This is a genomic window from Phocaeicola sp. RTP21198st1_B8_RTP21198_201120, from assembly GCF_040929485.1.
Lineage (GTDB): Bacteria > Bacteroidota > Bacteroidia > Bacteroidales > Bacteroidaceae > Phocaeicola > Phocaeicola dorei.
In genome coordinates this window covers 341-23,283 of the sequence record NZ_JBCOCI010000012.1, presented here as the reverse complement: position 1 = coordinate 23,283, position 22,943 = coordinate 341, and the positions used below count along the sequence as shown (strand labels likewise).

The following is a 22,943-nucleotide window of genomic DNA, read 5'->3' as shown; positions in this document are numbered from 1 at the left end:
CACCTTGTTGTTTTGATAAAAGCTCTTGTTTAGAGATTGTTAATTAATTAATAAACGAATTTGAAAATACAATGATGAACAGACACGCATTACTTTCCTTATTGGCTTTATTGCTATGTTACTCTACTTCCTTGCCGGCGCAGAAAGCGAAAACGTATATTCCCTGGAAGAATGGCAAACTGGTGGTGTCCGAGGAGGGACGCTACCTGAAGCATGAAAATGGAGTACCTTTCTTCTGGTTGGGTGAAACTGGATGGCTGATGCCGCAACGCTTGAATCGTGACGAGGTTTCTTACTATCTGAATAAGTGCAAGGATGCCGGATATAACATGGTGCAGGTGCAGGTATTGAACGGTGTGCCTTCCATGAATATTTACGGTCAGTATTCCATGATAGACGGTTTTAATTTCAAGGATATCAACCGCAAAGGGATTTATGGATATTGGGACCACATGGACTATATTATTAAAAGTGCTGCTTCACGGGGCATCTATATAGGGATGGTATGTATTTGGGGAACTCCCGTGGAACAAGGGTTGATGAATGAAAAAGAAGCCGTGGCATACGGTAAATTTCTTGCGGAACGTTACAAGGATGAGCCGAATATTATTTGGATGATAGGAGGGGATATCCGTGGTGATAATAAGACGGAGGTATGGGATGCGTTGGCAAACAGTATCCGTAGCATAGACAAAGGTCATCTGATGACTTTCCATCCGCGTGGACGTACCACGTCGGCTACTTGGTTTAATGACCGCGAATGGCTGGATTTCAATATGTTCCAAAGCGGACACCGTCGTTACGGGCAGCGTAATGGTGATGGTGACTATCCTATCGAAGAGAATACGGAAGAAGATAACTGGCGTTTTGTGGAAGCCAGTCAGGCAAAGACTCCGTTGAAACCGGTAATTGATGATGAACCTATTTATGAAGACATTCCACAGGGACTGCATGATCCCAATGAAACCCGTTGGAATCAGCACGATGTGCGTCGTTATGCCTATTGGTCGGTATTCGCCGGATCATTCGGGCACTCATACGGTCATAATGATATCATGCAATTTATCCGTCCCGGATATGGAGCCTCTTTCGGTGCCGACGGACGTAAGAAAGCATGGTGGGATGCTTTGGAAGACCCCGGTTTCAATCAGATGAAATATCTGAAGAACTTGATGCTGACTTTTCCTTTCTTTGAACGTGTGCCCGATCAGAGTGTGATTGCAGGAACTAACGGCGAACGCTATGACCGTGCCATCGCTACCCGTGGAAATGACTATTTGCTGGTTTACAATTACTCAGGACGTCCTATGCAGATCGATTTGAGCAAAATCAGCGGTGCGAAAAAGAATGCATGGTGGTATAGCGCGAAGGACGGTAAGTTGGAATATATCGGTGAGTTTGACAGTAAAGTCACTCCTTTCCAGCATGATAGCGGTTATCTGAGCGGCAATGATCAGGTTCTGATTGTTGTGGATTCTGCGAAGGATTATGTGCAGAAAGCTTGGACAGCCTTGCCGGATGCCATACAGAAATGGAATAAGTAAGAAATATGCATATCATGAAAAAACAAGTATTATTAATCATTCTTTTGGCACTTCCGTTGTGGTTGAAAGCAGCGGATGTTTCGGTTACCGGCCTGCGTACCGAGCAGATGGTAGATCCCATGGGGCTGGATACTGCTGTCCCTCGTATGAGCTGGCGGCTGGAATCTTCTCAAAGAAATGTGATGCAGACCGCCTACCGGATTTTGGTTGCCTCTTCTCCTGAACTTTTAGCACAGGATAAAGGGGATTTGTGGGATTCCGGAAAAGTGGAATCCGATGCGTCCGTATGGATTCCTTATCAAGGGAAGCGTTTGAAAAGCAATCAGCGTGTTTACTGGAAAGTGAGAAGCTATACCAATCGAGGTGAGACAGAATGGAGCGAGCCTGCCCGATGGGGGATGGGACCTTTAGGTGAGATTCATTGGGGAGGACGATGGATAGGTTGGGACGCTGCGTTTGCATGGGATCGGGAAGATTCACACAGCCGTTTGAGCTCTCGTTATTTACGCACGGAATTTAAAACGCAAGCCAAGGAGATAAAGTATGCTACCCTTCATTTGTGTGGTTTGGGAATGTACGAACTGTTCATTAACGGTCAGCGGATAGGTGATCAGGTATTGGCGCCGGCTCCAAGTGATTATCGTCGTACTGTGCTTTACAATTCTTTTGATGTCACTAAACAGGTTGCCGGAGGAAATGCCGACAATGCCATCGGAGTGACCCTGGGCAACGGACGTTTCTACACTATGCGTCAAAATTACAAACCTTATAAGATTCCTACTTTTGGTTACCCCAAGTTACGTTTGAATCTGATTATAGAATATACCGACGGCAGTATACAGCGCATCAACAGTGATGAGAAATGGCGTTTGACGGCTCAAGGGCCTATACGTAGCAATAATGAATACGATGGTGAAATTTACGATGCCCGTATGGAATTGGGAAACTGGACACAGCCCGGTTATGATGATTCCAAATGGCTGAAAGCGCAACGTGTTTCATTGCCGTACGGTACACTTCGTGGCAATACCGCTCCCAACATGAAAGTGATGAAAACGCTGAAGCCGGCTGTCTTCAAGCAATATGGTAACCGTTATATGATTGATTTCGGTCAGAATATGGCAGGATGGGTGCGTATTAACATAGCGAAAGCCGCTGCGGGAGATACGATTTGCATACGTTATGCCGAACGGGTAAAGAATGACGGTACGGAACTGGATGTGGAAAATCTCCGCCATAGCCAGAGTACGGATTATTATATCTGCAACGGTAAAGAAAACAACACTTCCTGGAGTTCTCGTTTTTCTTATCATGGATTCCAATATGTAGAAGTGACAGGTTATAAAAATCTGAAAGCGGAAGATTTGGTTGCTGAAGTAGTATATGATGACTTGGAAGATAACGGTACTTTCGAATGTTCCAATGATATCATGAATCGGGTTTATCGGAATGCCTGGTGGGGGATTTCCAGTAATTATAAAGGAGTGCCTTTGGATTGTCCCCAGCGTGACGAGCGCCAGCCCTGGCTTGGCGACCATGCTATGGGAACGTGGGGGGAAAGTTTCATGTTCAATAATGGAAACACCTATGCCAAATGGGCGGATGACATCCGTGAAGCGCAGCGTGAAGACGGTTGTATTCCTGATATTTGTCCGGCTTATTACAATTATTATACATCGGAAATGACGTGGTCATCCACATTTCCGGTAATCTGTGATATGGTTTATGAACAGTTCGGCAATATCGAACCTATTCGTAAAAATTATGCCGCTATCAAGAAATGGATGCACCATATACGCAGTGAGTTCACTACAGAGGATGGAGTGATTAACGCCGATAAATACGGTGACTGGTGTATGCCTCCCGAATCACCGGAATTGATTCACAGTCAGGACCCTGCCCGCAAGACGGATGGAGCGCTGATTGCTACAGCCTACTATTATAAGGTATCGCAAATGCTGGCCAAGTTCGCCCGTTTGCAAGGTTTGGAAGATGAGGCGAAGGAATTCGAGAAGGATGCAGCAAAAATTAAAGACTGCTTCAATGCCCGTTTCCTTACAGTTAAGAAGGGAACTTCTCCGGTACAAATGCCCCATGTTCTTTATCCCGACAGCATATTCTATGGTAACAATACAGTGACGGCTAATATCCTGCCACTGGCTTTCGATATGGTGCCTGAAGCCTATAGGGAAGAAGTGGAAAAAAATGTAATAACAGGCATTATTACCCGGAATAAAGGTCACATCAGCAGTGGGGTGATAGGTATGAATTGGATGATGCGTGAGCTTACCCGTATGGGGCGTGGCGATGTTGCTTTCTTGTTGGCAAGCAACAAAACTTATCCCAGTTATGGCTATATGATAGAAAAGGGAGCTACTGCCATTTGGGAATTGTGGAACGGTGATACCGCCAATCGTTGGATGAACAGTTGTAACCATGTGATGATATTGGGTGATCTATTGACTTGGTATTTCCGTGATTTAGCCGGATTTAATCCGGCACAGCCCGCTTACAAACAAATCATCTTTAAACCGGATTTTTCCATCCAAGAGTTGAGTTATGTCAAAGCTTCGCACAACACTTTATATGGTAAGATGATTAGTAATTGGAAGAAAACTCTTACGCATCTGGAATGGGATATCACGATTCCTTGTAATACTACTGCATTGGTTTATCTTCCTACCTTGGACGAGAAGGCGGTAAAGGATAAGGACGTTACCTTTGTACGTCGGGAAGGCAACTCTACCGTATGGAGTGTTCCTTCGGGAAACTATCATTTTTCGGTTAGTATGGATCCATCTTTAGGTAAAAACCGTGCAGGTATCGTGGAAGATCAGTTTTTATACGAGCAAGCTTCTTTTCCCGAATGTCATGGCGCTACTATTGTGGAATTGAAGAACGGAGACCTGGTAGCTTCTTTCTTTGGAGGTACTAAAGAGCGTAATCCGGATTGTTGTATCTGGGTATGTCGCAAGCCGAAGGGTGCGACGGAATGGAGCGCACCTTATCTGGCTGCCGACGGGGTGTTTAGTCTGGATGATCCGCAAGCTGTTTTGGCGGGCATTACAGCAGAATCCACTCCGGCGGATGCCGGCCCCGTGGCTTCTACGTTTAAAGGGGATAAGTCCCGGGCACGCCGCAAGGCTTGTTGGAATCCTGTGCTTTTCCAAATACCCGGCGGAGATTTAATCCTGTTCTATAAAATAGGATTGAAAGTAGCCGATTGGAGTGGTTGGCTGGTACGTTCTAAAGATGGTGGAAAAACTTGGAGCCAACGTGAACCGTTGCCAAAAGGTTTCTTAGGTCCTATTAAAAATAAGCCGGAGTATGTGGATGGCCGTATTATTTGTCCTTCCAGTACAGAAGGTGATGGAGGATGGCGTATCCATTTTGAAATTTCGGATGATAAAGGAAAGACTTGGAAGATGGTAGGTCCTGTAGAGGCGGAAATGAGTGTGCCTACTGCTTTGCGTAAGGCAAATGCAGCCAATGTAGACGATCAGGAAGGCGGTGAAGCCATAAAAGGAGAAGGCGAGAAGCCTATTTATGCTATCCAGCCCAGCATTTTGCGTCATAAGGATGGGCGTTTGCAGGTGCTTTGCCGTACACGTAACGCACAGATTGCTACTTCATGGAGCAGTGACAACGGTGAAACATGGAGTAAAGTTACCTTGCTTGATGTTCCCAATAATAATTCGGGTACGGATGCCGTAACAATGAAAGATGGTCGTCACGTATTGATTTATAATGATTTCAGTACATTGCCGGGCACTCCGAAAGGGCCGCGTACACCGTTGTGTGTGGCGGTTTCGGATGATGGTATTCACTGGAAGAATGTAATGACATTGGAAGACAGCCCTATCAGCCAATATTCTTATCCGTCCATCATTCAGGGCAAGGATGGCAAACTCCATGCCGTATATACCTGGCGCCGTCAGCGTGTGGCTTATAAAGAGTTGGATTTGAGCAAACTGAAATAATACGATTGTGGATAAAGGAGTTCTTTGATAGAAAGTATTGGAGAACTTGAAAAAAACGGGTGTCTGAAATAAAAATCAGAAACCCGTTTTTTGAAAACAGACTTTCATTATCTGCCAATGAAAGCTCTTTCTAAAGATACAGAATATGAAATAATTATAAATAGAGTACAAACGTTTCTTATTATCGTCCTCTCTTTATAAAGAAAAGAATAAGTGACAGATTATTATGAAGAGCATTAGACTACTACTTTTACTGGCTTCCGGAGTAACTACGGGAGCATTTGCCCAATCGGGCGGGCTGACGGATATGAGCCAAAGTCGTTTTGCCAAGATGGCCAATACGGAATTAGGTGCTGTGCATTGGACAGATGGCTTTTGGGGCGACCGTTTCAATGTATATAGCCATACCTCCTTGCAAAGTATGTGGGATACATGGAACAATCCCGATGTTTCGCATGGTTTCCGTAACTTTGAAATAGCTGCCGGTGTTTGCGAAGGCGAACATTGGGGACCTCCCTTTCATGATGGTGATATGTATAAATGGATGGAGGGAGTGGCTTCCGTGTATGCCGTCACGAAAGATCCCGAATTGGATAAACTGATGGACCACTTCATTGAACATGTGGTGAAAGCCCAGCGTGCGGACGGTTACATTCATACCCCTGTCATCATTGAGGAAAAGAATAAGGGGATTGACACTCATTCGGAAAAACAGCAACAGACGGTAATTGGTACCAAAGTAGGCGGTGAGGACGAGAAAGGTGCATTTGCCAATCGTCTGAATTTTGAAACCTACAATTTGGGACATCTGATGATGGCAGGTATTATTCATCGCCGTGCCACCGGAAAGACTACTTTATTCGATGCTGCCGTAAAAGCGACGGACTTCCTCTGTCATTTTTATGAAACCGCTTCTGCGGAACTGGCAAGAAATGCTATTTGTCCCTCCCATTATATGGGCGTGGTGGAAATGTACCGTGCTACAGGGAATCCCCGTTATCTGGAACTTTCCAAGAATCTGATTGATATCCGTGGAATGGTGGAAAATGGCACCGATGATAATCAGGACCGTATTCCGTTCCGTCAGCAATACAATGCGATGGGACATGCCGTGCGTTCCAATTACCTGTATGCCGGTGTGACCGATGTGTATGCCGAAACAGGAGAAGACCAACTGATGAAAAACCTGACCAGCATCTGGAAAGACATTGTGACCCGCAAGATGTATGTTACAGGAGCGTGCGGTGCGCTGTATGACGGTACTTCGCCGGATGGTACCTGCTATGAACCGGACAGTATTCAGAAAGTACACCAAAGCTATGGCCGTCCTTATCAGTTGCCTAATAGTACGGCGCATAACGAGACCTGCGCCAATATCGGCAATATGCTTTTCAACTGGCGTATGCTGGAAGTGACGGGCGATGCCAAATATGCGGATATTGTGGAAACTGCCCTCTATAACAGTGTGTTGAGTGGTGTCAGTCTGGATGGAAAGAAATATTTCTATACCAACCCGTTGCGCATCAGTGCGGATTTGCCATACACACTTCGCTGGCCTAAAGAACGTACCGAGTATATCAGTTGCTTCTGTTGTCCGCCTAATACGCTGCGCACCGTTTGTCAAGCCCAGAACTATGCTTATACGGTGACTCCGAATGCGGTATATTGCAATTTATATGGAGCGAATACACTGACGACAGCTTTGAAGGAAGTGGGAAAGATCGGGCTGATGCAAGAAACGGAGTATCCGTGGGAAGGTGCTGTGAAGCTGACTGTTACCGAAGCTCCGAAACCATCAAAAAAGAAAGCATTCTCTTTGTTCCTCCGTGTTCCGGACTGGTGCGAGAAAGCAACTTTGAAGGTAAATGGTGAACCGGTGCAAGGAACTTGGAAAGCGAATACATACGCTGAGGTAAACCGCATCTGGAAGAAAGGGGACTGTGTGGAATGGGTGATGGATATGCCTGTAAAATTGCTGGAAGCAAATCCGTTGGCCGAAGAAATCCGTAACCAGGTAGTGGTAAAACGTGGCCCGTTGGTATATTGTTTGGAAAGTATGGATATAGAAGGCGGACATAAGATAGATAATGTGCTGATACCTGCCGATATCCGGTTGACCCCGAAAAAAATAATCATTGAAGGCAGTCCGATTGTCGCGTTGGATGGTACTGCCCGTCTGGTTGATGAGGTATCGTGGAAAGATACATTGTACCGCGAGGTAGGAAAGGCCGACAAACCGGTCAATATCCGTCTGATTCCTTATTATGCATGGGGAAATCGCGGAAAGGCTGAAATGACGGTATGGATGCCTTTGGCGCGGACTAATCACTAACCACTTACTCCTAATGATTTACAAATGAAAAAAATATTCATAACCACTACTGCGCTGCTGATAGCTTGTACACTATCAGCAGCCGATTTGTTCGTATCTCCGAAAGGTAATGACCGGAATCCGGGTACCAAAGACTCTCCGAAGGCCACCCTTACAGCCGCATTGCGTCAGGCAAGGGAACTTCGTCGTCTTAATGATGAGAGTGTAAAAGGTGGCATCACCATTCATATGGAGGCAGGTGATTACCATCTGTACGAACCCGTCTTTATTCGTCCCGAGGACAGCGGGACGGAAGCTTCACCTACAGTCATCACTTCGGATGGAAATGCCATTCTGAATGGTGGGGTGGAAATCAGAAACTGGAAGAAGCAAGGAAAGTTGTGGGTAGCCGATGTCCCTATGTTTAACGGACGTCCGCTGGATTTCCGGCAACTGTGGATCAATGGACAAAAGGCTGTTCGTGCAAGGGATGTGGCAGACTTTGAAAAGATGTATCGCATCATCAACAACGATCCCCAAAACGAAATACTGTGGGTACCTGCCGCTGCTGTAAAGAAAATACAGAAGGCCCGATATGCCGAAATGGTCCTTCATGAAATGTGGTGTGTGGCAAATCTCCGTATCAAGTCGGTCGAAATACAGGGAGACAGTGCCGCCGTGCGTTTCCATAATCCTGAAAGCCGCATCCAGTTTGAACATCCGTGGCCGCGTCCTATGGTGACTAAGGATGGTCACAACTCGGCTTTCTATCTGACCAATGCCATGGAATTGCTGGATGAACCCGGCGAGTGGTATCATGACATTGAAAGCCGTAAAATATATTATTATCCTCGGAAAGGAGAGAAGATAAGCAAAGCCGTAGTTCCCGGCATCGAAACTTTAGTATGGGTGGAAGGAACTATAGACCGTCCGGTAAAGCACATTCGTTTTGACAATGTTACTTTCCAATATACCACCTGGATGCGTCCCTCTTTGCAAGGTCATGTTCCTCTTCAGGCAGGTATGTACATGACAGACGGGTATAAAATCCGTCCTTCTATGATTCGTAAGAACAATCATAAGCTGGATAATCAAGGTTGGTTGGGACGTCCGGCATCGGCAGTCGTAGTCAAGGCTGCCCAGGATATTGATTTCGAGAAGTGCCGTTTCCAGCATTTGGGCTCTACAGGTATTGATTATGAATGGGCCACCGGTGGAGGACGTATAAACGGTTGTCTTTTCCGTGATATTGCCGGAAACGGTATTGTGGCGGGTAGTTTCAGTCCTGCCGCTCACGAAACACATCTTCCATACGATCCTGCCGACCGTCGTGAGGTCTGTACCGGACTAACCATTTCCAACAATTATATCAATGATGTGACCAATGAAGACTGGGGTACCTTGGGCATTTGCGCCGGTTATGTAAGTGATATCAATATCGAACACAATGAAATCAGTGATGTATCCTATTCGGGCATCAGTTTGGGATGGGGATGGACACGTACAGTAAACTGTATGCGCAATAACCGCGTGCACGCCAATCTGATTCATCACTATGCCAAGCACATGTATGATGTAGCCGGTATTTATACATTAGGTTCACAACCTCATAGCTGGATTACGGAAAATTGCGTTTCTAACATTTTTTCACCCGGTTATGCACACGATCCCAATCATTGGTTCTATCTTTACACCGACGAAGGATCTTCATTTATCACCGTCAAGGACAACTGGACGGAAGGAGAGAAGTTTCTGAAGAACGCCAATGGTCCGGGTAATACATGGGAAAACAATGGTCCGATGGTGAACGACAGTATCAAGGCAAATGCCGGACTGACAAAGGAATATAGCTATTTGAAGGAAAAATAAAACGTGATACCATTATGAAAAACAGACTTGCCACTTTAGTCGGAGCACTTGCATTGAGTGCTGCCGCCTCCGCCCAGACCTGGATCTGGTATCCGGGTGATTATGAAATATGGCTGGGCAACCAGATGAACAACCGCCGTACGGAACGCGGTGCTTTTTTCCCTCCCTTCTGGAAAACAGACAGCCATTATGTGGTAGTGGAATTCAGCAAGAAATTGGACCTGGCGGAACCTGAAGAGATCTTCATTGCCGCCGAAGGAAAATACAATGTGAAATTGGATGGCAAACTGCAATTCGGTATGCCCTCCACTTTGAAACTCCCCGCAGGAAAACACAGTCTGAACATCAAAGTGTGGAATCAGTCCACTCCCCCCACTATTTATGTGAAAGGAAAAACCGTAAATACGGACAAAACTTGGAAAGTAACCTACGAGGATAAAGAATGGATAGACGAAAGCGGAAAAGCCAGTGATACTTCTGCTACCGTTTATATGGATGCAGGGTGTTGGAACTTTGACGGAGCCACCCAACTGCCTTCCAAGTTTTCATTGGTTAGAAAACCGATGAAAGCAGTTTCCTCCACTCCCCGGAAAGAGGGGGTATTGTACGACTTCGGAAAAGAAACCTTTGGTTATATCACTCTGAAAGATGTAAAGGGAAAAGGAACGATCCATATCTATTACGGTGAAAGTCCTGAAGAAGCCTTGGATACGGAATATTGCGAAACATTGGACAAATTGCTGGCAGAGCCGGGGCAAATAACCGATCTGGCCATCCGGAATACACGGAAACTATACGATGAATATACTTTAGACAATAGCAAGGCTTTCCGTTATGTCTATGTCACTTGCGATCCGGGAGTAACGATGCAGGACGTTTCCATGCAATACGAATACCTGCCCGAAGAGTACCGGGGCTCATTCAAATGTAATGACGAAGAGCTGAACCGCATTTGGGAAGTAGGAGCGTACACCATGCACCTTACTACCCGTGAATTCTTTATCGACGGCATCAAGCGCGACCGTTGGGTATGGAGTGGCGATGCCATCCAGAGTTATCTGATGAACTACTATCTGTTCTTCGATAATGAAACCGTGAAACGTACCATTTGGCTGCTTCGTGGAAAAGACCCTGTGACCAGCCACAGCAATACCATTATGGACTACACCTTCTATTGGTTTCTCAGTATTTACGATTATTATATGTATTCTGGTGACAAAGATTTTGTAACCCAACTCTATCCGCGTATGCAAAGCATGATGGACTATGTATTGGGACGTACCAACGCCAACGGTATGGTGGAAGGTATGACCGGTGACTGGGTATTCGTAGACTGGGCAGACGGTTATCTGGACAAGAAGGGCGAACTCTCCTTTGAGCAAGTCTTGTTCTGCAAAAGTTTGGAAACCATGGCGCTTTGTGCCAGTCTGGCCGGCAATACGGCAGACAAAACCAAGTATGAGAAACTGGCTTCCGCTTTACGTTCCAAGCTGGAACCCGCTTTCTGGAATGAGCAGAAACAAGCGATGGTACACAACCGTATTCAGGGAAAGCAGAGTGAGTCCGTTACCCGTTACGCCAATATGTTCTCTGTCTTCTTCAATTATCTGAATGCCGATAAACAGCAGGCCATCAAACACTCCGTATTGCAGAATGACAGTATTTTGAAAATCACCACTCCTTATATGCGTTTCTATGAACTGGAAGCGCTGTGCGCCTTGGGCGAACAAGAATCGGTAATGAAAGAAATGAAAGCCTATTGGGGCGGTATGTTGAAAGAAGGAGCTACCAGTTTTTGGGAGAAATACAATCCCGAAGAAACAGGTACCCAGCATTTGGCCATGTACGGACGTCCATACGGCAAGAGCCTCTGCCATGCATGGGGAGCCAGCCCCATCTATTTGTTGGGCAAATACTATCTGGGAGTAAAACCCACCAAACCCGGTTACGAGGAATACTCCGTCACCCCTTGTCTGGGCGGGTTGAAATGGATGGAAGGAACAGTACCTACTCCATACGGCAATATCCATATCTATATGGATAAGAAAGTAATCCGTATCAAGTCCGACGGCGGAAAGGGAATACTGAACATTCCAACCCGGAAAGGAATGAAAGCCATGACCATAGAACCCGGAAAAGAACAAGTATTCAAATACTAATGGTATAGATCAAAAAAAGGTGATACCTACCTTCCCAGGCGGGTATCACCAACACTACTTCGTAAGTTTCCGTTATCCGCTGATAACAGTACTTACCTCTGATCTAACATTAGTTTTCTTATGGGCTTCCCCCTGTATCACTACATTCGGAAGCGGGGATTCTACATCTTGGAAAAAAGTATCTTCCAAAAGCTTCGCTTTTTATTCTCTTCTTTATTATCTGAACTTTGATAAATATCTTCGTATCCCCATTTGTCATGGATCATTCTGTAAATCATCCCCCATTCGGGCAGTCCTCCCAGATTGCGGTCATCAATAAACAAATCCGCCTTCAGTTTTCTGGAATAATGATCACTTTCCAGGGTTTCTTCCGCATAATTGCTGTTTACGGCATAAAATTCCAATCCACGCTCCCGGCAGAAATCCACGGCCTCCTGTAATAATTTACCTTCCCGTACACTCCACAGAATAAGGCGGTGTCGTTCCTGTTGTAGTTTTTTCAGCGTTTCTATGGCAAAGGGTAGTTCCCTGCCTATTTCGGGATATTTATGCTCCACTATTGTGCCGTCAAAATCAACTGCTATAATCATTCCTTATGCTTTCGAAAATTCTTTAATACGCTGCTCCTCTGCCAGTTTGCATATCAGCAGGGTTCCCTCTTTCTCGGCTATGATATATCCGTCCAGTCCTTGTATCACCGCTTGTTTCAAATGCGGTGTGTGTACAATGCAGTTATTACATTCATACAATCGGATATTTTCGCCTACGATGGCATTGTTCCGGTTATCTTTGGGCAGCAAGGAATGTAATGAGCCCCAACTGCCCAGATCAGACCATCCGAACTCTGCCGGCAATACATAAATCCGTTCCGCTTTTTCCATTACGGCATAATCTATGGATATACTTTCACAAGTAGGGAACAGCTCTTCTATGGTTTCTTTTTCCCTTTCGGTATAGAACTCCGGATAAATCCTGTCGAACACCTCGGCGATGCCCGGTGCATAACGGCGTATAGCCTCTTCTATGGTTTTTACATTCCATACAAAAATCCCTGCATTCCAGAAATAATTCCCGGCGTCCACATATTGCTGTGCCGTTTTCAAATCCGGTTTCTCTTTGAATTCATCCACTTTCCTTATATCCTGATCCACCTCTTCTCCTGCGGCTATATATCCGTATCCCGTTTCCGGACGGCAAGGTTTGATACCTATGGTTACAATGGCCTTGCTTTGATCTGTCATCAGCAGTGCCTTGGCTATCGCCCGGCGGAATTCATCCGTATTGATAACCAATGCATCCGCAGGAGTCACTACAATATTGGCGTGAGGGTGGTGTTTTTTGATTTTCCAGCAAGCGTATGTGATGCAGGGTGCCGTGTTACGTGCAACCGGCTCCGTCAGTATATGATGAGGCGGCACAGATGGCAATTGTTTCCTTACTGTCTCCTTATACTTTTCCGAAGTCACTATCCATATATTATCCGGAATGCACAACCCTTGAAAGCGTTCCACTGTCAGTTGGATCAGGCTTTTGCCACATCCCGTCACATCAATGAACTGTTTGGGACATTCCGGCGTACTCATGGGCCAGAAGCGGCTTCCTATGCCGCCTGCCATGATAACGATATGAGTTTCCATAACGCGTATGTTCTTTATTTCTTTTTATATTCCAGATACCATTGGTACATCTTGTGCACCCCTTCCTCTATGTCTATTTTGTGATGCCATCCCAATTCGTGCAATTTGGTCACATCAGTCAGTTTGCGCATGGTGCCGTCCGGTTTCTCCGGATTGAATGTAATGTTGCCTTTATATCCCGTCTCCTTTACTATCAGATGAGCCAGGCCGGCGATGGAGATTTCTTTTCCCGTACCGATGTTGATGTGGCAGTTGCGTATCTCTTTTGTGCCGGGACGGTAAGTATCTTTAAAGTCCACATGCTCCATGATGAATACACTGGCATCCGCCATTTCCTCACTCCATAAGAATTCGCGCAGTGGCGTGCCTGTTCCCCACAGTTCCACCCCGTCCTTGCTGATACCGTAGCTTTTCAGGATAGCCAGTATCTCCTCTGTTCTGCTCTCTCCGTTTATACCTTCCACCGGACGCATGTCCAGATCATAGCGTATGTTCTCCCAGTTATCTTCGTTCAAGCATTTGGCAAGATGTATTTTCCGGATCATGGCAGGCAGCACATGGCTGCGTTCCAGATTGAAATTATCATTGGGACCGTACAGATTCGTAGGCATAACAGCGATATAGTTAGTACCATATTGCAAGTTGAAACTCTCGCACATTTTCAGACCCGCTATTTTGGCGATGGCGTATGGCTCATTCGTATATTCCAGCGGGGAGGTGAGGAGAGCATCCTCCTTCATAGGCTGTTGTGCGTCTCTGGGATAAATGCAGGTACTTCCCAGAAACAATAATTTCTTCACTCCGTGACGGAAGCTTTCTCCTATCACGTTCTGTTGTATTTGCAGGTTCTTATAGATAAAGTCCGCCCTGTATGTACTGTTTGCCATGATACCTCCCACGTGGGCGGCGGCAAGGATTACATAGTCCGGTCTTTCTTGGTCAAAGAAGTCCTTTACGGCAACCCCGTCCAGTAAGTCCAGTTCCTTGTGACTTCTGCCGGTCAGGTTGGTGTAGCCTTTTTCTTGCAGGTTACGCCAAATAGCGGAGCCCACGAGTCCGTGGTGCCCTGCTATATAAATTTTGGCTGATTTCTCCATTGAAATTTTAACTAATGATTTAACAGCTTGCTTTAAGATGGAGTTTCTTCACGAATTTCATATCGTGTTTCACCATGATTCCCACCAGTTCCTCAAATGAAGTCTTGCGGGGATTCCATCCCAGTAACGTTTTGGCTTTGGTAGGATCTCCCAGTAATTGTTCCACCTCTGCCGGGCGGAAATATTTGGGATCCACCTCTACCAGCACCTTGCCTGTAGCTGTGTCAATACCCTTCTCGTTCACACCTTCACCTTCCCAGTGCAAGTCGATGCCCACTTCCTTGAAAGCAAGGGTGGCAAATTCGCGTACAGTGTGATATTCTCCGGTGGCGATAACAAAGTCTTCGGGCGTATCGTGTTGCAGAATCAGCCACATACATTCCACATAGTCTTTGGCGTATCCCCAGTCGCGCAGGGAATTCAGATTTCCCAAGTACAGTTTATCTTGGAATCCTTGTGCGATGCGTGCTGCCGCCAGGGTAATTTTCCGGGTAACAAAAGTTTCGCCCCGGCGTTCACTTTCGTGATTGAACAAAATGCCGTTTACGGCAAACATGCCATAGCTTTCGCGGTAATTCTTGGTTATCCAGAAACCATATTGCTTGGCTACTCCGTATGGAGAACGGGGATAGAAAGGAGTTGTCTCTTTCTGAGGAACTTCCTGTACCAGTCCGAAAAGTTCCGAAGTAGATGCCTGATAAATCTTGGTTTTCTTTTCCAGTCCCAATATACGTACCGCCTCCAGCATACGCAGCGTACCTACCGCATCCGCTTCCGCTGTGTATTCGGGCACATCGAAGCTTACTTTTACATGGCTTTGTGCGGCCAGATTATAAATCTCGTCAGGTTGTACAGACTGTATGATGCGTATCAGTGAGCTGCTGTCCGTCATATCCCCCCAATGCAGGTTCACCAGTCGGTTCTGCTTCATATCCCGCACCCATTCGTCCAGATACAGATGTTCTATACGTGCGGTGTTGAATGAAGAAGAACGTCTCAGAATACCATGTACTTCGTATCCTTTTTCTATCAGGAACTCGGCCAGGAACGAACCGTCCTGACCTGTGATACCTGAAATCAATGCTACTTTTTTACTCATATTTTGTATTAATTGAAAAGACTGTTTTAGCCTATAGAGCCACCACCATGCATACTTGAACTTTGGTTGGTATAAACAAATTCCACTCCCAGATAATGTTTAACTTTTACAGTAACCTTTTTACCGGCAATAGAGAAAGTGTACTCTTTTTCTACATATTTGGCTTTGCAAGAAAAATACAGAATATAGTCACCGCTTACGTGGGCTGTAAAGGTCTTGTTTACGGTGTATACACCTTCCGATCCACCTTCTTGTGCGGCTATGGCAGCTTTCACCAATGAAAGAGCGCCTTCATCCAGTCCGGATGCAGAGATTTCCCATCCTAATTTGGCAGTATAAGGAATATCATAAGTAGTAGCGCTCATATTTCCTGCGTTACTGTAGCTGTCTTCTTTCAATATTTCATCGTTCTTGGTTTCGCTGACATTCTTTTCACTCTTTACACGGATAGAATAATCCTTATTCAGTGAACTTCCCTTTTTGATGGCAGCTATGTAGCTGTTGGTCGCTTTATCAAAAGCGGCGTCGGCATATTTCTTCCAGTCACCGATAGCACGTGCGTTAGTCTTTTCGTATACCTCTACTTCGTCAAAATAATAATCGCTGGAACTAGCATTGGCTACAGACAAGGTAACATCCTGATTTAAGGCTGCATCCTGGCTGGAACTGATAGCAATATTAGTCATGGGAATCGCTTCTTCCTTACTGCCCGGAGTCACATCGGTTGCAACAGCTTCCAGATACGGAGTAAGAGTTACATCGGTAGCGGTTGATACGGCACCGGCGGGAATAGTCAAGACGGTCTGGGCATCTTCTGTTTCCCCTTCTCCTTTTTCTGTAATCACTTTATCACTTTCAGGATCAACAGCTACAGCCACGCCTTCCTTGCTCATAGTCACGTTCAGTGTTACTAGACTTCTGTTGGTAGCGTTGTTAGCTATTTCTACTGATGCGTCAGAAACAGTTCTATATCCCTCCTTGGCAAAGCTCACCGTATAAGTTTTCTTATCTTTTACCGTCAGTGAATATTGACCGTTTTCGTCTGTGGTTGCGGTAGCTTCTCCCGCTGTTACGCTGACTCCGTCCAGTGCGGCATTATCCGCTACTACTTTACCTTCAATGTAATATTCCACATTTTCGCTTACAGGGTCAACTACAATTTCCGGTTCTTTGTCGTCATCCCCGCAGCTTATTAACCCCAAACTTGCTACAAACAGCAGCAAACCTGTTTTAAAAAACTTGCTTGTTCTCATTTTTCTTCGTTTTTAAAAATTAGTAATCTATTTATTTGCTTCCTTTATCAGGAAATAGCGTATATATTCCGGTTGGAAAAACCGGTTACTCCGGTTCTCATCAGGTCGGGTGCGATAAGTTTCCCCCATTTTTTCATCCGCATATCTGCCCCAGGATTCCATACTGTATTCCATGGCAAAATAATCCGCTTGCCTGACACGCACCCCCCGGTTACGGTTCCACTTCTTGCCGGGCAGAGGGATGGCAAAATGGAATCCTCCGTTTATTTCCCCATCGGTATACATTCCATACACGCCGATGGCATATTCTCCGAAATGGCGGGTGCAGTCGCCTCTTACTCCATAATCCCCATATAGATAACGTGCAGCTTGCAAATCAAATTGCAAATTGAAGCGAGGTTCATACACAGATGCTTTCAGTGCGGCATTCATCCGCAGTTTCCGGCTGATATACCATCCTTCGTCATCGGTCAGCACTGATTGCACAGTAGCTCCTGCCACAGCTCCCAGTTCCAGTCTGCCATTCGCTGTGCGGTATTTCATCTCCGCTTGTGCCCCCATGCGGTTGTTGGTAAAGTTTCCTGCGGTTACTCGCCCTAAAAATCCTTTGCCGAAGCAAAACTCTTGCGACAGTGCAATCACTCCGGGACGTATCTTCTTATACTGTCCTTTTAGGTTGGTCGCTACCGGGAATACCACTTGCGCTGTCAGTTCCGCCCCTTTCCATAAAGCCATTTCTACGGCTGGAGCCAGGTTGACATAGTAAGTATAAAGTCGGTCAAAGCTGGAATTTTCCAGTTTTACTTCCGGATAGACCACAATGTCTACTTTCCCTGCCGATGAATTGAGTGTCCGGTGTGTCTTTTTCAGTACCTCCATCGCTTCATCGGTATCATAACTGATTCCCATCTGTCGGTACACTTCCCCTATGGTAATCTGTTTCTCTTTATATTCGGTTATCACCTTATCGCTCAGCGTAATGCATAGCTGGGGGATACTGTGCTTCAACACCACCATTTGCAGATTTCCCCCGTACATTCCTTCCATGGCTGCTTTGATGGCTTTGCCTATTCCCCGGTAAGTACCTCTATATACATTGTCTTCAAAAGCAATCGTTGTGTTGCCGTTCACCTCCGTTACCGTTTGTATATTCTCCATTCCCAGTTGCTGTAGTTTTTCGGCCACTTGTGCCCGGAGGGAGATGCTCCATGCCGAAAGGAGGATTGCTATTAAATATTTGCTCATTGCGTCAATGTATTAGGGTACACTCATAGCGTATACCACCCGATACGCAAGTAAAATCGTGGGTAAAAGCATGCATGGACAAATGTTTCCACAGCCTGACAGCTGCTCCCACATTCACCCCGTCCGAGTCATATTCGGCCATCATCTTCAACTCTTTGCAGAAAGCGGGTATATAGCTTATCCCTCCGAATACACCTTTGTATTTATTGCCGAACCATTTGGTATTACTGTTCTTCCCGCCTTCCAGATAATATCCCAAAGAAGCTGAGAGATAATGCTCTCCTCCCAGATGGAATCCTTTCGTTATCACTCCATAGTAAGATTGAAAAGTGTTGGCTCCTTTATCCGCTATCGGATCATTGGCTCCCAGTGCTATTCCCGGCAGAAACTTTCCTTCTTTCCACACACACAGCCGGATGGAGTAGGAACGATCCTGCTGATTGTATTTAGGCTTGGATGATATATAGTCCCCTTTTATTAAAGTTTCCCGATAGGCAAGTTCCAGAAAGGAAAAGAAACTGATGCTCACAAAGTAATTTCCTGTGTTGTAGTCGAATCGTGCAGGCATCATCTGTTTGGGCAGATAATTTCCTCCCAACATCACTGTTCCCGGCTTCTGCCTGTCGGCGGTAGGAATATTCATCATACCGGTAGTTCCCAGCATATATTGTGCTTGTATATGCTGATGAACTCCGATAATCAGCAAGGTTAGAACTAGTAAACGTATTTTCATTCTTTTTTATTTGTGGCGGCAGGTTGTATCAGGCTTTCTTCCTCTGCTTCCGGTATTTCACTCCACGGCAGTCTGGCTTCAATGAACTGTGGAATCTTTGAAAGAATTTTGCCTTTCAGCGCCGAGATGGGTTTTATTCCGTGACTTTTATACATTCTCAAGTCCTCCGCCCATTTCAGTTTGCTTTTTCCTGCATCAGTAGAAAGCCCCCCCATTCTCATTTTCACGATGTATTTGTTCAGGTAATATACTTTCAGGTTGGCTTCATACAGATAGCGCACCAGCAAATCCGAGTCGGCGGCTATCTTATAACTTTCGTCGTAAAGTCCCCATTTATCCATGCACTCCTTCTTTATATAGACAGTGGGGTGGAGTGGGAGCCATCCGTTTTTTACATTCTCTTTACTGTACCGTCCGCTTATCCAGTTTCGTATCATCTGGTTGGTGTCGTCATAATCTACAAAGACTCCGTTGCCGTATATCATATCCGCATCTTGTTCCTCGAATGTTTTCACTATGTCGGAGATGGTGTGAGATGAAAACAGGAAATCGTCGGAGTGAATCAGACCGATAATATCTCCTGTTGCTGCACGTATTCCTTTGTTGATCGCTTCATACATACCTTTATCCGGTTCGGAAATAATTGTATCTATCCCGTTTTTATATTCATTGATGACAGCCAACGAGTTATCTTTCGAAGCTCCGTCCACCACAATGTATTCTATGTAGGGATAATCCTGTTCCAGCACACTTTCTATTGCTCCACGAATGGTGGCTTCCCGGTTGTAGCAGGAAGTGATAATTGAAACTTTCATAGATTTTATATTTGGATTAAAAATTTCAGATGGAAGAAAACCATTCTTTTAATTTTTGATTAATCAGCTTTTCAGCATTTCCTTTTTTTATTTGTTGGAAGTCAAAAGAATAGGCTTCTTTTATTTTTTGTGGTAAATCTTTTTCATCAAAAACACCGATTACACACCCCAGTTTATCCAGTTTTCTGATAAGTTGAAATTGGTCGTGGATATGTTCTGTTTTGTCGTGCCGAGGAATAACTACAATTCGTTTTTTTTGTTCCATAGCTTCAGATATTGCTCCCCATCCACCTTGCAATATTAGAATATCTGCAGATTTAATATATTGCTGCATTTCATCTTTAGTACAGAAGTCAAAAGCTTTTGCATGGCGATAATTAAAATGAGTATATCCTGTCTGTACTATCACTTCTTCTTGAGTGGTAGCAGCCCACTCGTCTATGGCTTCGGCCATGCGAACAAAAGCCATGTCCATTGTTCCTAAACTAGCAAATATCATAATACACCACAACAAATAGCGTTAGGAAATATAGTTTTCATTTCTTCCCATTGAACGAGAAATAGATCTGTATATTTTTCTATCCATATAGGGGTTTTGGATGCGTGCGTTACATCTGCAGCTGAGTTGATAAAGATCACTTTGGATTTTAGTAGCTTTTTTGCAAAGAAAACAGTAGGTACAGCTACTCCTGCTCCCGTTGTTATGATTACATTTGGGCGTTTTATTAATACCCAAAATATGGCCTGTATGCAATTTATGATTAAACTCCATTTCTTAGCAGGTTGAAAATTTACTAGGAACACATGTTCTTTGTCTTTCATGAATGCTTTTGTAGAAGTTGTTTTTAAAGTGAGCCAATAACAATTCCAATTATTGGGAATATCTCCAATAGCTAATTGTAACTCTCTTAAATGTCCTCCTGCTGAGCAGGCAAGACATATTTTGGGCTTGTGAACAGACATATTCGATTAATGTTTCAGTATTCTTTTTTTTATATATTTAGCTGGATTTCCTGCATAAACTCCCCACGGCTCTGCGTCTTTTACCATTACTGTACCTGCGCCTATCACAGCACCTTCCCCAATCTTTATATCAGGACCGATGAATGTATTAGCGCAAATCCATGTTTGATTACCTATACGGATTTCGGGGCGTAGTAGAGGAAGAGCTGGATCGGTATAGTCATGTGTGCCTGCACATACATGGACCCGATGGCTGACAGTAGCTTTTTTTCCTATTGTTACTTTACCTAAATTATAGATTAGGGTTTCTTCTCCAATGGCACTCCAATCGCCTATTTCCAGATTCCATGGGAACCAGATGACGGTGGAGGAGTAGATATGGACATGTCTTCCTATTTTAGCTCCGAATAGGCGTAGTATCGTATTTCTGTATCCGAAAGCTATACGGGGAGAATTACGGAAAAAGAATTTTCCGAATGTCCACAGTATACGTTTTACGTAGATCCATTTGGAGTAGTTTAGGTGGTTACGGTTTTCTGCTATATTCAGCTCTGTTTTACTATTCATATACAAAATCGGGTTTTTCTCCTTGATTAGTTAACCATTTATATAGCATTATCATTTTTTGAGCTGATGCATCCCATGTAAAGTTTTCACTTACTAATTTATATCCTCTATTTCCCATGCTAATACGTTCTTCGTCACTCATATTAAAAAGAGTTTGAAGCCCTTGTTTAATAGATGATACATTATCTTCTATTCTGATGGCTGCATTTGCTTCAAAACCTTCAGGTATATTGCATTGTGGAGTCATTACTACAGGAAGTTTCCATGACCATGCTTCAAGTATAGTCATAGGAAGCCCTTCTCCATGTGAAGGCAAGATGTAAGCATCTGCGTTTGCGTACATCTTTATTTTATCTTCTCCAAATAATCCTCCATGGAATGTTACAATCTCTTTTAAATTGTTGGAATGAACTATATGCTCCAGTTTTGTTTGGCAATTTTCATGATCCCAACCTACTATATCAATGATCCAATTGTTAAAGATATTAGGATTTTCTTTTTTTAAGGTGGCTATTGCTTGTAGTAAAATATCGATTCCTTTTTTAGGATGCAATCTTCCTAAATATAGTAAATGATAATTTGAATCTGGCTTTACGTATTTCTTTGTGGTTTTAGGAAGATTTATTCCATTAGGTATAATAGCTATGGGTTGTTTTAAACCATAAGCACGAATATCTTCCAATTCTTTTTGGCATAAAGCATGATAACAATTGACTGATTCTAGACCCTTTTGGAAAAATAGATGAGAAATGATCCTTTTAATTTTTCCTTGGGTAGATATAATATAAGGGTCTAGCATTCCATGAGGAGAGCAAATTATAGGGGCGGTATGATATTTACTCCATATTCCCATTAATATATGTGGATAACGCCAAAGTGCTTCCATATGCAAGATATCAGCATTGGTTGCTATCATATAACGTTTCATTTGACGTGAATATAGCAAAGGACCAGCTTTAAATAATTGTATGGGAATATTTTTCCATGATGAAATATCTTCATCAATGTGTTTGTCTGAAAAAGATATTATTTTTAAGTTGTGCTTATGAAAAGTTTTGTTTGTAAATAAATCTTTTACAGCATCAAATACCCCTCCAGCTGTCCGGGTTATAGAATATGTACAAATTAAAATGTTCATTTATGAATTAGATTGTGAAGCTAAAACGTTACTTATATATTTATACGATTGTTCTTTTATAGATTCAATAAGTGGTGTAACTTTATTGTAGTTTATTTCAGTGGCATTATTGATGTCTTCTATACTTGTTATAAATCTATTTCTTATCTCTAATGAGGATAATAAGTTTTCCATTCTTGAGTTTACTTTTTGATGTGTTCTAGGTACTACATAGAATTGTCGGTTCATAATTATTGAAAATGCTGAGCAGTGGAAAGAGTTTGTTATTACTATGTCTGCTTTAGCTATGAGCCCGATAAATTCTGTAGGACCTGCGTATCTTTCTTGGTAATCAGCATAAGTTCTAGGGTATAAGTCTTTAAAAGCAACAATTTTTTTCCCACTTTTTTTAGAAAGATATAATGCTATTTTTTTTATTGTTGCATTGTTTTCTTGGTCATAAACCAAAATATAGTTGTTATAAATAGGTAAAGTAGCAAGTTGCATCCATTGATTTGATGATAGGAGAAAAACAGGATCAACGACATGTACCC

General features: G+C 44.0%; 18 protein-coding genes. 5 read left to right on the top strand and 13 right to left on the bottom strand.

Annotated elements, in window-relative coordinates; genetic code table 11:
- Nucleotides 1-74: 74 nt before the first annotated feature.
- From AB5935_RS07575 to AB5935_RS07555, 5 genes are all read left to right on the top strand, one after another.
- Complete coding sequence (locus tag AB5935_RS07575; RefSeq protein ID WP_038612228.1) at nucleotides 75-1,544, top strand: glycoside hydrolase family 140 protein; 1,470 nt, start codon at nucleotides 75-77, stop codon at nucleotides 1,542-1,544.
- Between the two features lie 14 nt (nucleotides 1,545-1,558).
- Entirely contained in the window at nucleotides 1,559-5,524 is a 3,966-nt protein-coding gene (locus AB5935_RS07570; RefSeq protein WP_008652541.1) for a family 78 glycoside hydrolase catalytic domain, read from the top strand.
- A 226-nt stretch (nucleotides 5,525-5,750) separates the two neighbouring features.
- Complete coding sequence (locus tag AB5935_RS07565; RefSeq protein WP_007842761.1) at nucleotides 5,751-7,856, top strand: glycoside hydrolase family 127 protein; 2,106 nt, start codon at nucleotides 5,751-5,753, stop codon at nucleotides 7,854-7,856.
- Nucleotides 7,857-7,880: 24 nt separating this feature from the next.
- On the top strand, nucleotides 7,881-9,704 hold the full coding sequence (locus AB5935_RS07560) for a right-handed parallel beta-helix repeat-containing protein (RefSeq protein WP_007837942.1): 1,824 nt from the start codon (nucleotides 7,881-7,883) through the stop codon (nucleotides 9,702-9,704).
- Between the two features lie 14 nt (nucleotides 9,705-9,718).
- A complete protein-coding gene (locus tag AB5935_RS07555; RefSeq protein ID WP_007837944.1) occupies nucleotides 9,719-11,863 on the top strand; it encodes an alpha-L-rhamnosidase C-terminal domain-containing protein in 2,145 nt (714 codons plus the stop codon).
- 161 nt (nucleotides 11,864-12,024) lie between these two features.
- Here AB5935_RS07555 and AB5935_RS07550 read toward each other — a convergent pair whose 3' ends face one another.
- The 13 genes from AB5935_RS07550 to AB5935_RS07490 all read right to left on the bottom strand — a co-directional run.
- Nucleotides 12,025-12,453 carry a BT0820 family HAD-type phosphatase gene (locus AB5935_RS07550; protein ID WP_007842763.1) on the bottom strand — a complete coding sequence of 143 codons (429 nt, stop codon included), beginning with the start codon at nucleotides 12,451-12,453 and terminating at the stop codon, nucleotides 12,025-12,027.
- Between the two features lie 3 nt (nucleotides 12,454-12,456).
- Nucleotides 12,457-13,500, bottom strand: a complete 1,044-nt coding sequence (locus AB5935_RS07545) for a mannose-1-phosphate guanylyltransferase (RefSeq protein WP_007842768.1) — start codon at nucleotides 13,498-13,500, stop codon at nucleotides 12,457-12,459.
- Between the two features lie 14 nt (nucleotides 13,501-13,514).
- The gene (locus tag AB5935_RS07540) at nucleotides 13,515-14,597 is read right to left on the bottom strand and encodes a GDP-L-fucose synthase family protein (protein ID WP_007852643.1); all 1,083 of its coding nucleotides are present in this window, start codon (nucleotides 14,595-14,597) and stop codon (nucleotides 13,515-13,517) included.
- A gap of 19 nt (nucleotides 14,598-14,616) precedes the next feature.
- Nucleotides 14,617-15,696 carry a GDP-mannose 4,6-dehydratase gene (gene gmd, locus AB5935_RS07535; RefSeq protein WP_007837952.1) on the bottom strand — a complete coding sequence of 360 codons (1,080 nt, stop codon included), beginning with the start codon at nucleotides 15,694-15,696 and terminating at the stop codon, nucleotides 14,617-14,619.
- Between the two features lie 26 nt (nucleotides 15,697-15,722).
- Nucleotides 15,723-16,949 carry a carboxypeptidase-like regulatory domain-containing protein gene (locus AB5935_RS07530; protein WP_007837953.1) on the bottom strand — a complete coding sequence of 409 codons (1,227 nt, stop codon included), beginning with the start codon at nucleotides 16,947-16,949 and terminating at the stop codon, nucleotides 15,723-15,725.
- Between the two features lie 27 nt (nucleotides 16,950-16,976).
- Nucleotides 16,977-18,194, bottom strand: a complete 1,218-nt coding sequence (locus AB5935_RS07525; RefSeq protein WP_288259934.1) for a YjbH domain-containing protein — start codon at nucleotides 18,192-18,194, stop codon at nucleotides 16,977-16,979.
- 4 nt (nucleotides 18,195-18,198) lie between these two features.
- Nucleotides 18,199-18,927 (bottom strand): YjbH domain-containing protein, encoded by a 729-nt coding sequence (locus tag AB5935_RS07520; protein ID WP_007837955.1) that lies wholly within the window; start codon nucleotides 18,925-18,927, stop codon nucleotides 18,199-18,201.
- On the bottom strand, nucleotides 18,924-19,742 hold the full coding sequence (locus tag AB5935_RS07515) for a glycosyltransferase family 2 protein (protein WP_007842782.1): 819 nt from the start codon (nucleotides 19,740-19,742) through the stop codon (nucleotides 18,924-18,926). Before AB5935_RS07515 ends, AB5935_RS07520 begins: the two co-directional genes overlap by 4 nt.
- Before the next feature lie 25 nt (nucleotides 19,743-19,767).
- Entirely contained in the window at nucleotides 19,768-20,241 is a 474-nt protein-coding gene (locus AB5935_RS07510) for a glycosyltransferase (protein ID WP_007837957.1), read from the bottom strand.
- A complete protein-coding gene (locus AB5935_RS07505; protein WP_007837958.1) occupies nucleotides 20,238-20,705 on the bottom strand; it encodes a hypothetical protein in 468 nt (155 codons plus the stop codon). Before AB5935_RS07505 ends, AB5935_RS07510 begins: the two co-directional genes overlap by 4 nt.
- A gap of 6 nt (nucleotides 20,706-20,711) precedes the next feature.
- The gene (locus AB5935_RS07500) at nucleotides 20,712-21,272 is read right to left on the bottom strand and encodes a putative colanic acid biosynthesis acetyltransferase (protein ID WP_007837959.1); all 561 of its coding nucleotides are present in this window, start codon (nucleotides 21,270-21,272) and stop codon (nucleotides 20,712-20,714) included.
- The gene (locus AB5935_RS07495) at nucleotides 21,265-22,410 is read right to left on the bottom strand and encodes a glycosyltransferase (protein WP_007837961.1); all 1,146 of its coding nucleotides are present in this window, start codon (nucleotides 22,408-22,410) and stop codon (nucleotides 21,265-21,267) included. The genes AB5935_RS07500 and AB5935_RS07495 overlap by 8 nt, the downstream gene beginning before the upstream one ends.
- A partial coding sequence (locus AB5935_RS07490) for a polysaccharide pyruvyl transferase family protein (RefSeq protein WP_368327382.1) occupies nucleotides 22,411-22,943 on the bottom strand: 533 nt, incomplete at its 5' end.

What these genes read in the sequence shown, in the direction of transcription:
- AB5935_RS07555 (WP_007837944.1), top strand. Translation starts at nt 9,719, where the DNA reads ATGAAAAACAGACTTGCCACTTTAGTCGGAGCACTTGCATTGAGTGCT.
- gmd (WP_007837952.1), bottom strand. Translation starts at nt 15,696, where the DNA reads ATGAGTAAAAAAGTAGCATTGATTTCAGGTATCACAGGTCAGGACGGT.
- AB5935_RS07565 (WP_007842761.1), top strand. Translation starts at nt 5,751, where the DNA reads ATGAAGAGCATTAGACTACTACTTTTACTGGCTTCCGGAGTAACTACG.
- AB5935_RS07530 (WP_007837953.1), bottom strand. Translation starts at nt 16,949, where the DNA reads ATGAGAACAAGCAAGTTTTTTAAAACAGGTTTGCTGCTGTTTGTAGCA.
- AB5935_RS07515 (WP_007842782.1), bottom strand. Translation starts at nt 19,742, where the DNA reads ATGAAAGTTTCAATTATCACTTCCTGCTACAACCGGGAAGCCACCATT.
- AB5935_RS07510 (WP_007837957.1), bottom strand. Translation starts at nt 20,241, where the DNA reads ATGATATTTGCTAGTTTAGGAACAATGGACATGGCTTTTGTTCGCATG.
- AB5935_RS07570 (WP_008652541.1), top strand. Translation starts at nt 1,559, where the DNA reads ATGAAAAAACAAGTATTATTAATCATTCTTTTGGCACTTCCGTTGTGG.
- AB5935_RS07525 (WP_288259934.1), bottom strand. Translation starts at nt 18,194, where the DNA reads ATGAGCAAATATTTAATAGCAATCCTCCTTTCGGCATGGAGCATCTCC.
- AB5935_RS07545 (WP_007842768.1), bottom strand. Translation starts at nt 13,500, where the DNA reads ATGGAAACTCATATCGTTATCATGGCAGGCGGCATAGGAAGCCGCTTC.
- AB5935_RS07500 (WP_007837959.1), bottom strand. Translation starts at nt 21,272, where the DNA reads ATGAATAGTAAAACAGAGCTGAATATAGCAGAAAACCGTAACCACCTA.
- AB5935_RS07560 (WP_007837942.1), top strand. Translation starts at nt 7,881, where the DNA reads ATGAAAAAAATATTCATAACCACTACTGCGCTGCTGATAGCTTGTACA.
- AB5935_RS07575 (WP_038612228.1), top strand. Translation starts at nt 75, where the DNA reads ATGAACAGACACGCATTACTTTCCTTATTGGCTTTATTGCTATGTTAC.
- AB5935_RS07520 (WP_007837955.1), bottom strand. Translation starts at nt 18,927, where the DNA reads ATGAAAATACGTTTACTAGTTCTAACCTTGCTGATTATCGGAGTTCAT.
- AB5935_RS07540 (WP_007852643.1), bottom strand. Translation starts at nt 14,597, where the DNA reads ATGGAGAAATCAGCCAAAATTTATATAGCAGGGCACCACGGACTCGTG.
- AB5935_RS07550 (WP_007842763.1), bottom strand. Translation starts at nt 12,453, where the DNA reads ATGATTATAGCAGTTGATTTTGACGGCACAATAGTGGAGCATAAATAT.
- AB5935_RS07505 (WP_007837958.1), bottom strand. Translation starts at nt 20,705, where the DNA reads ATGTCTGTTCACAAGCCCAAAATATGTCTTGCCTGCTCAGCAGGAGGA.
- AB5935_RS07495 (WP_007837961.1), bottom strand. Translation starts at nt 22,410, where the DNA reads ATGAACATTTTAATTTGTACATATTCTATAACCCGGACAGCTGGAGGG.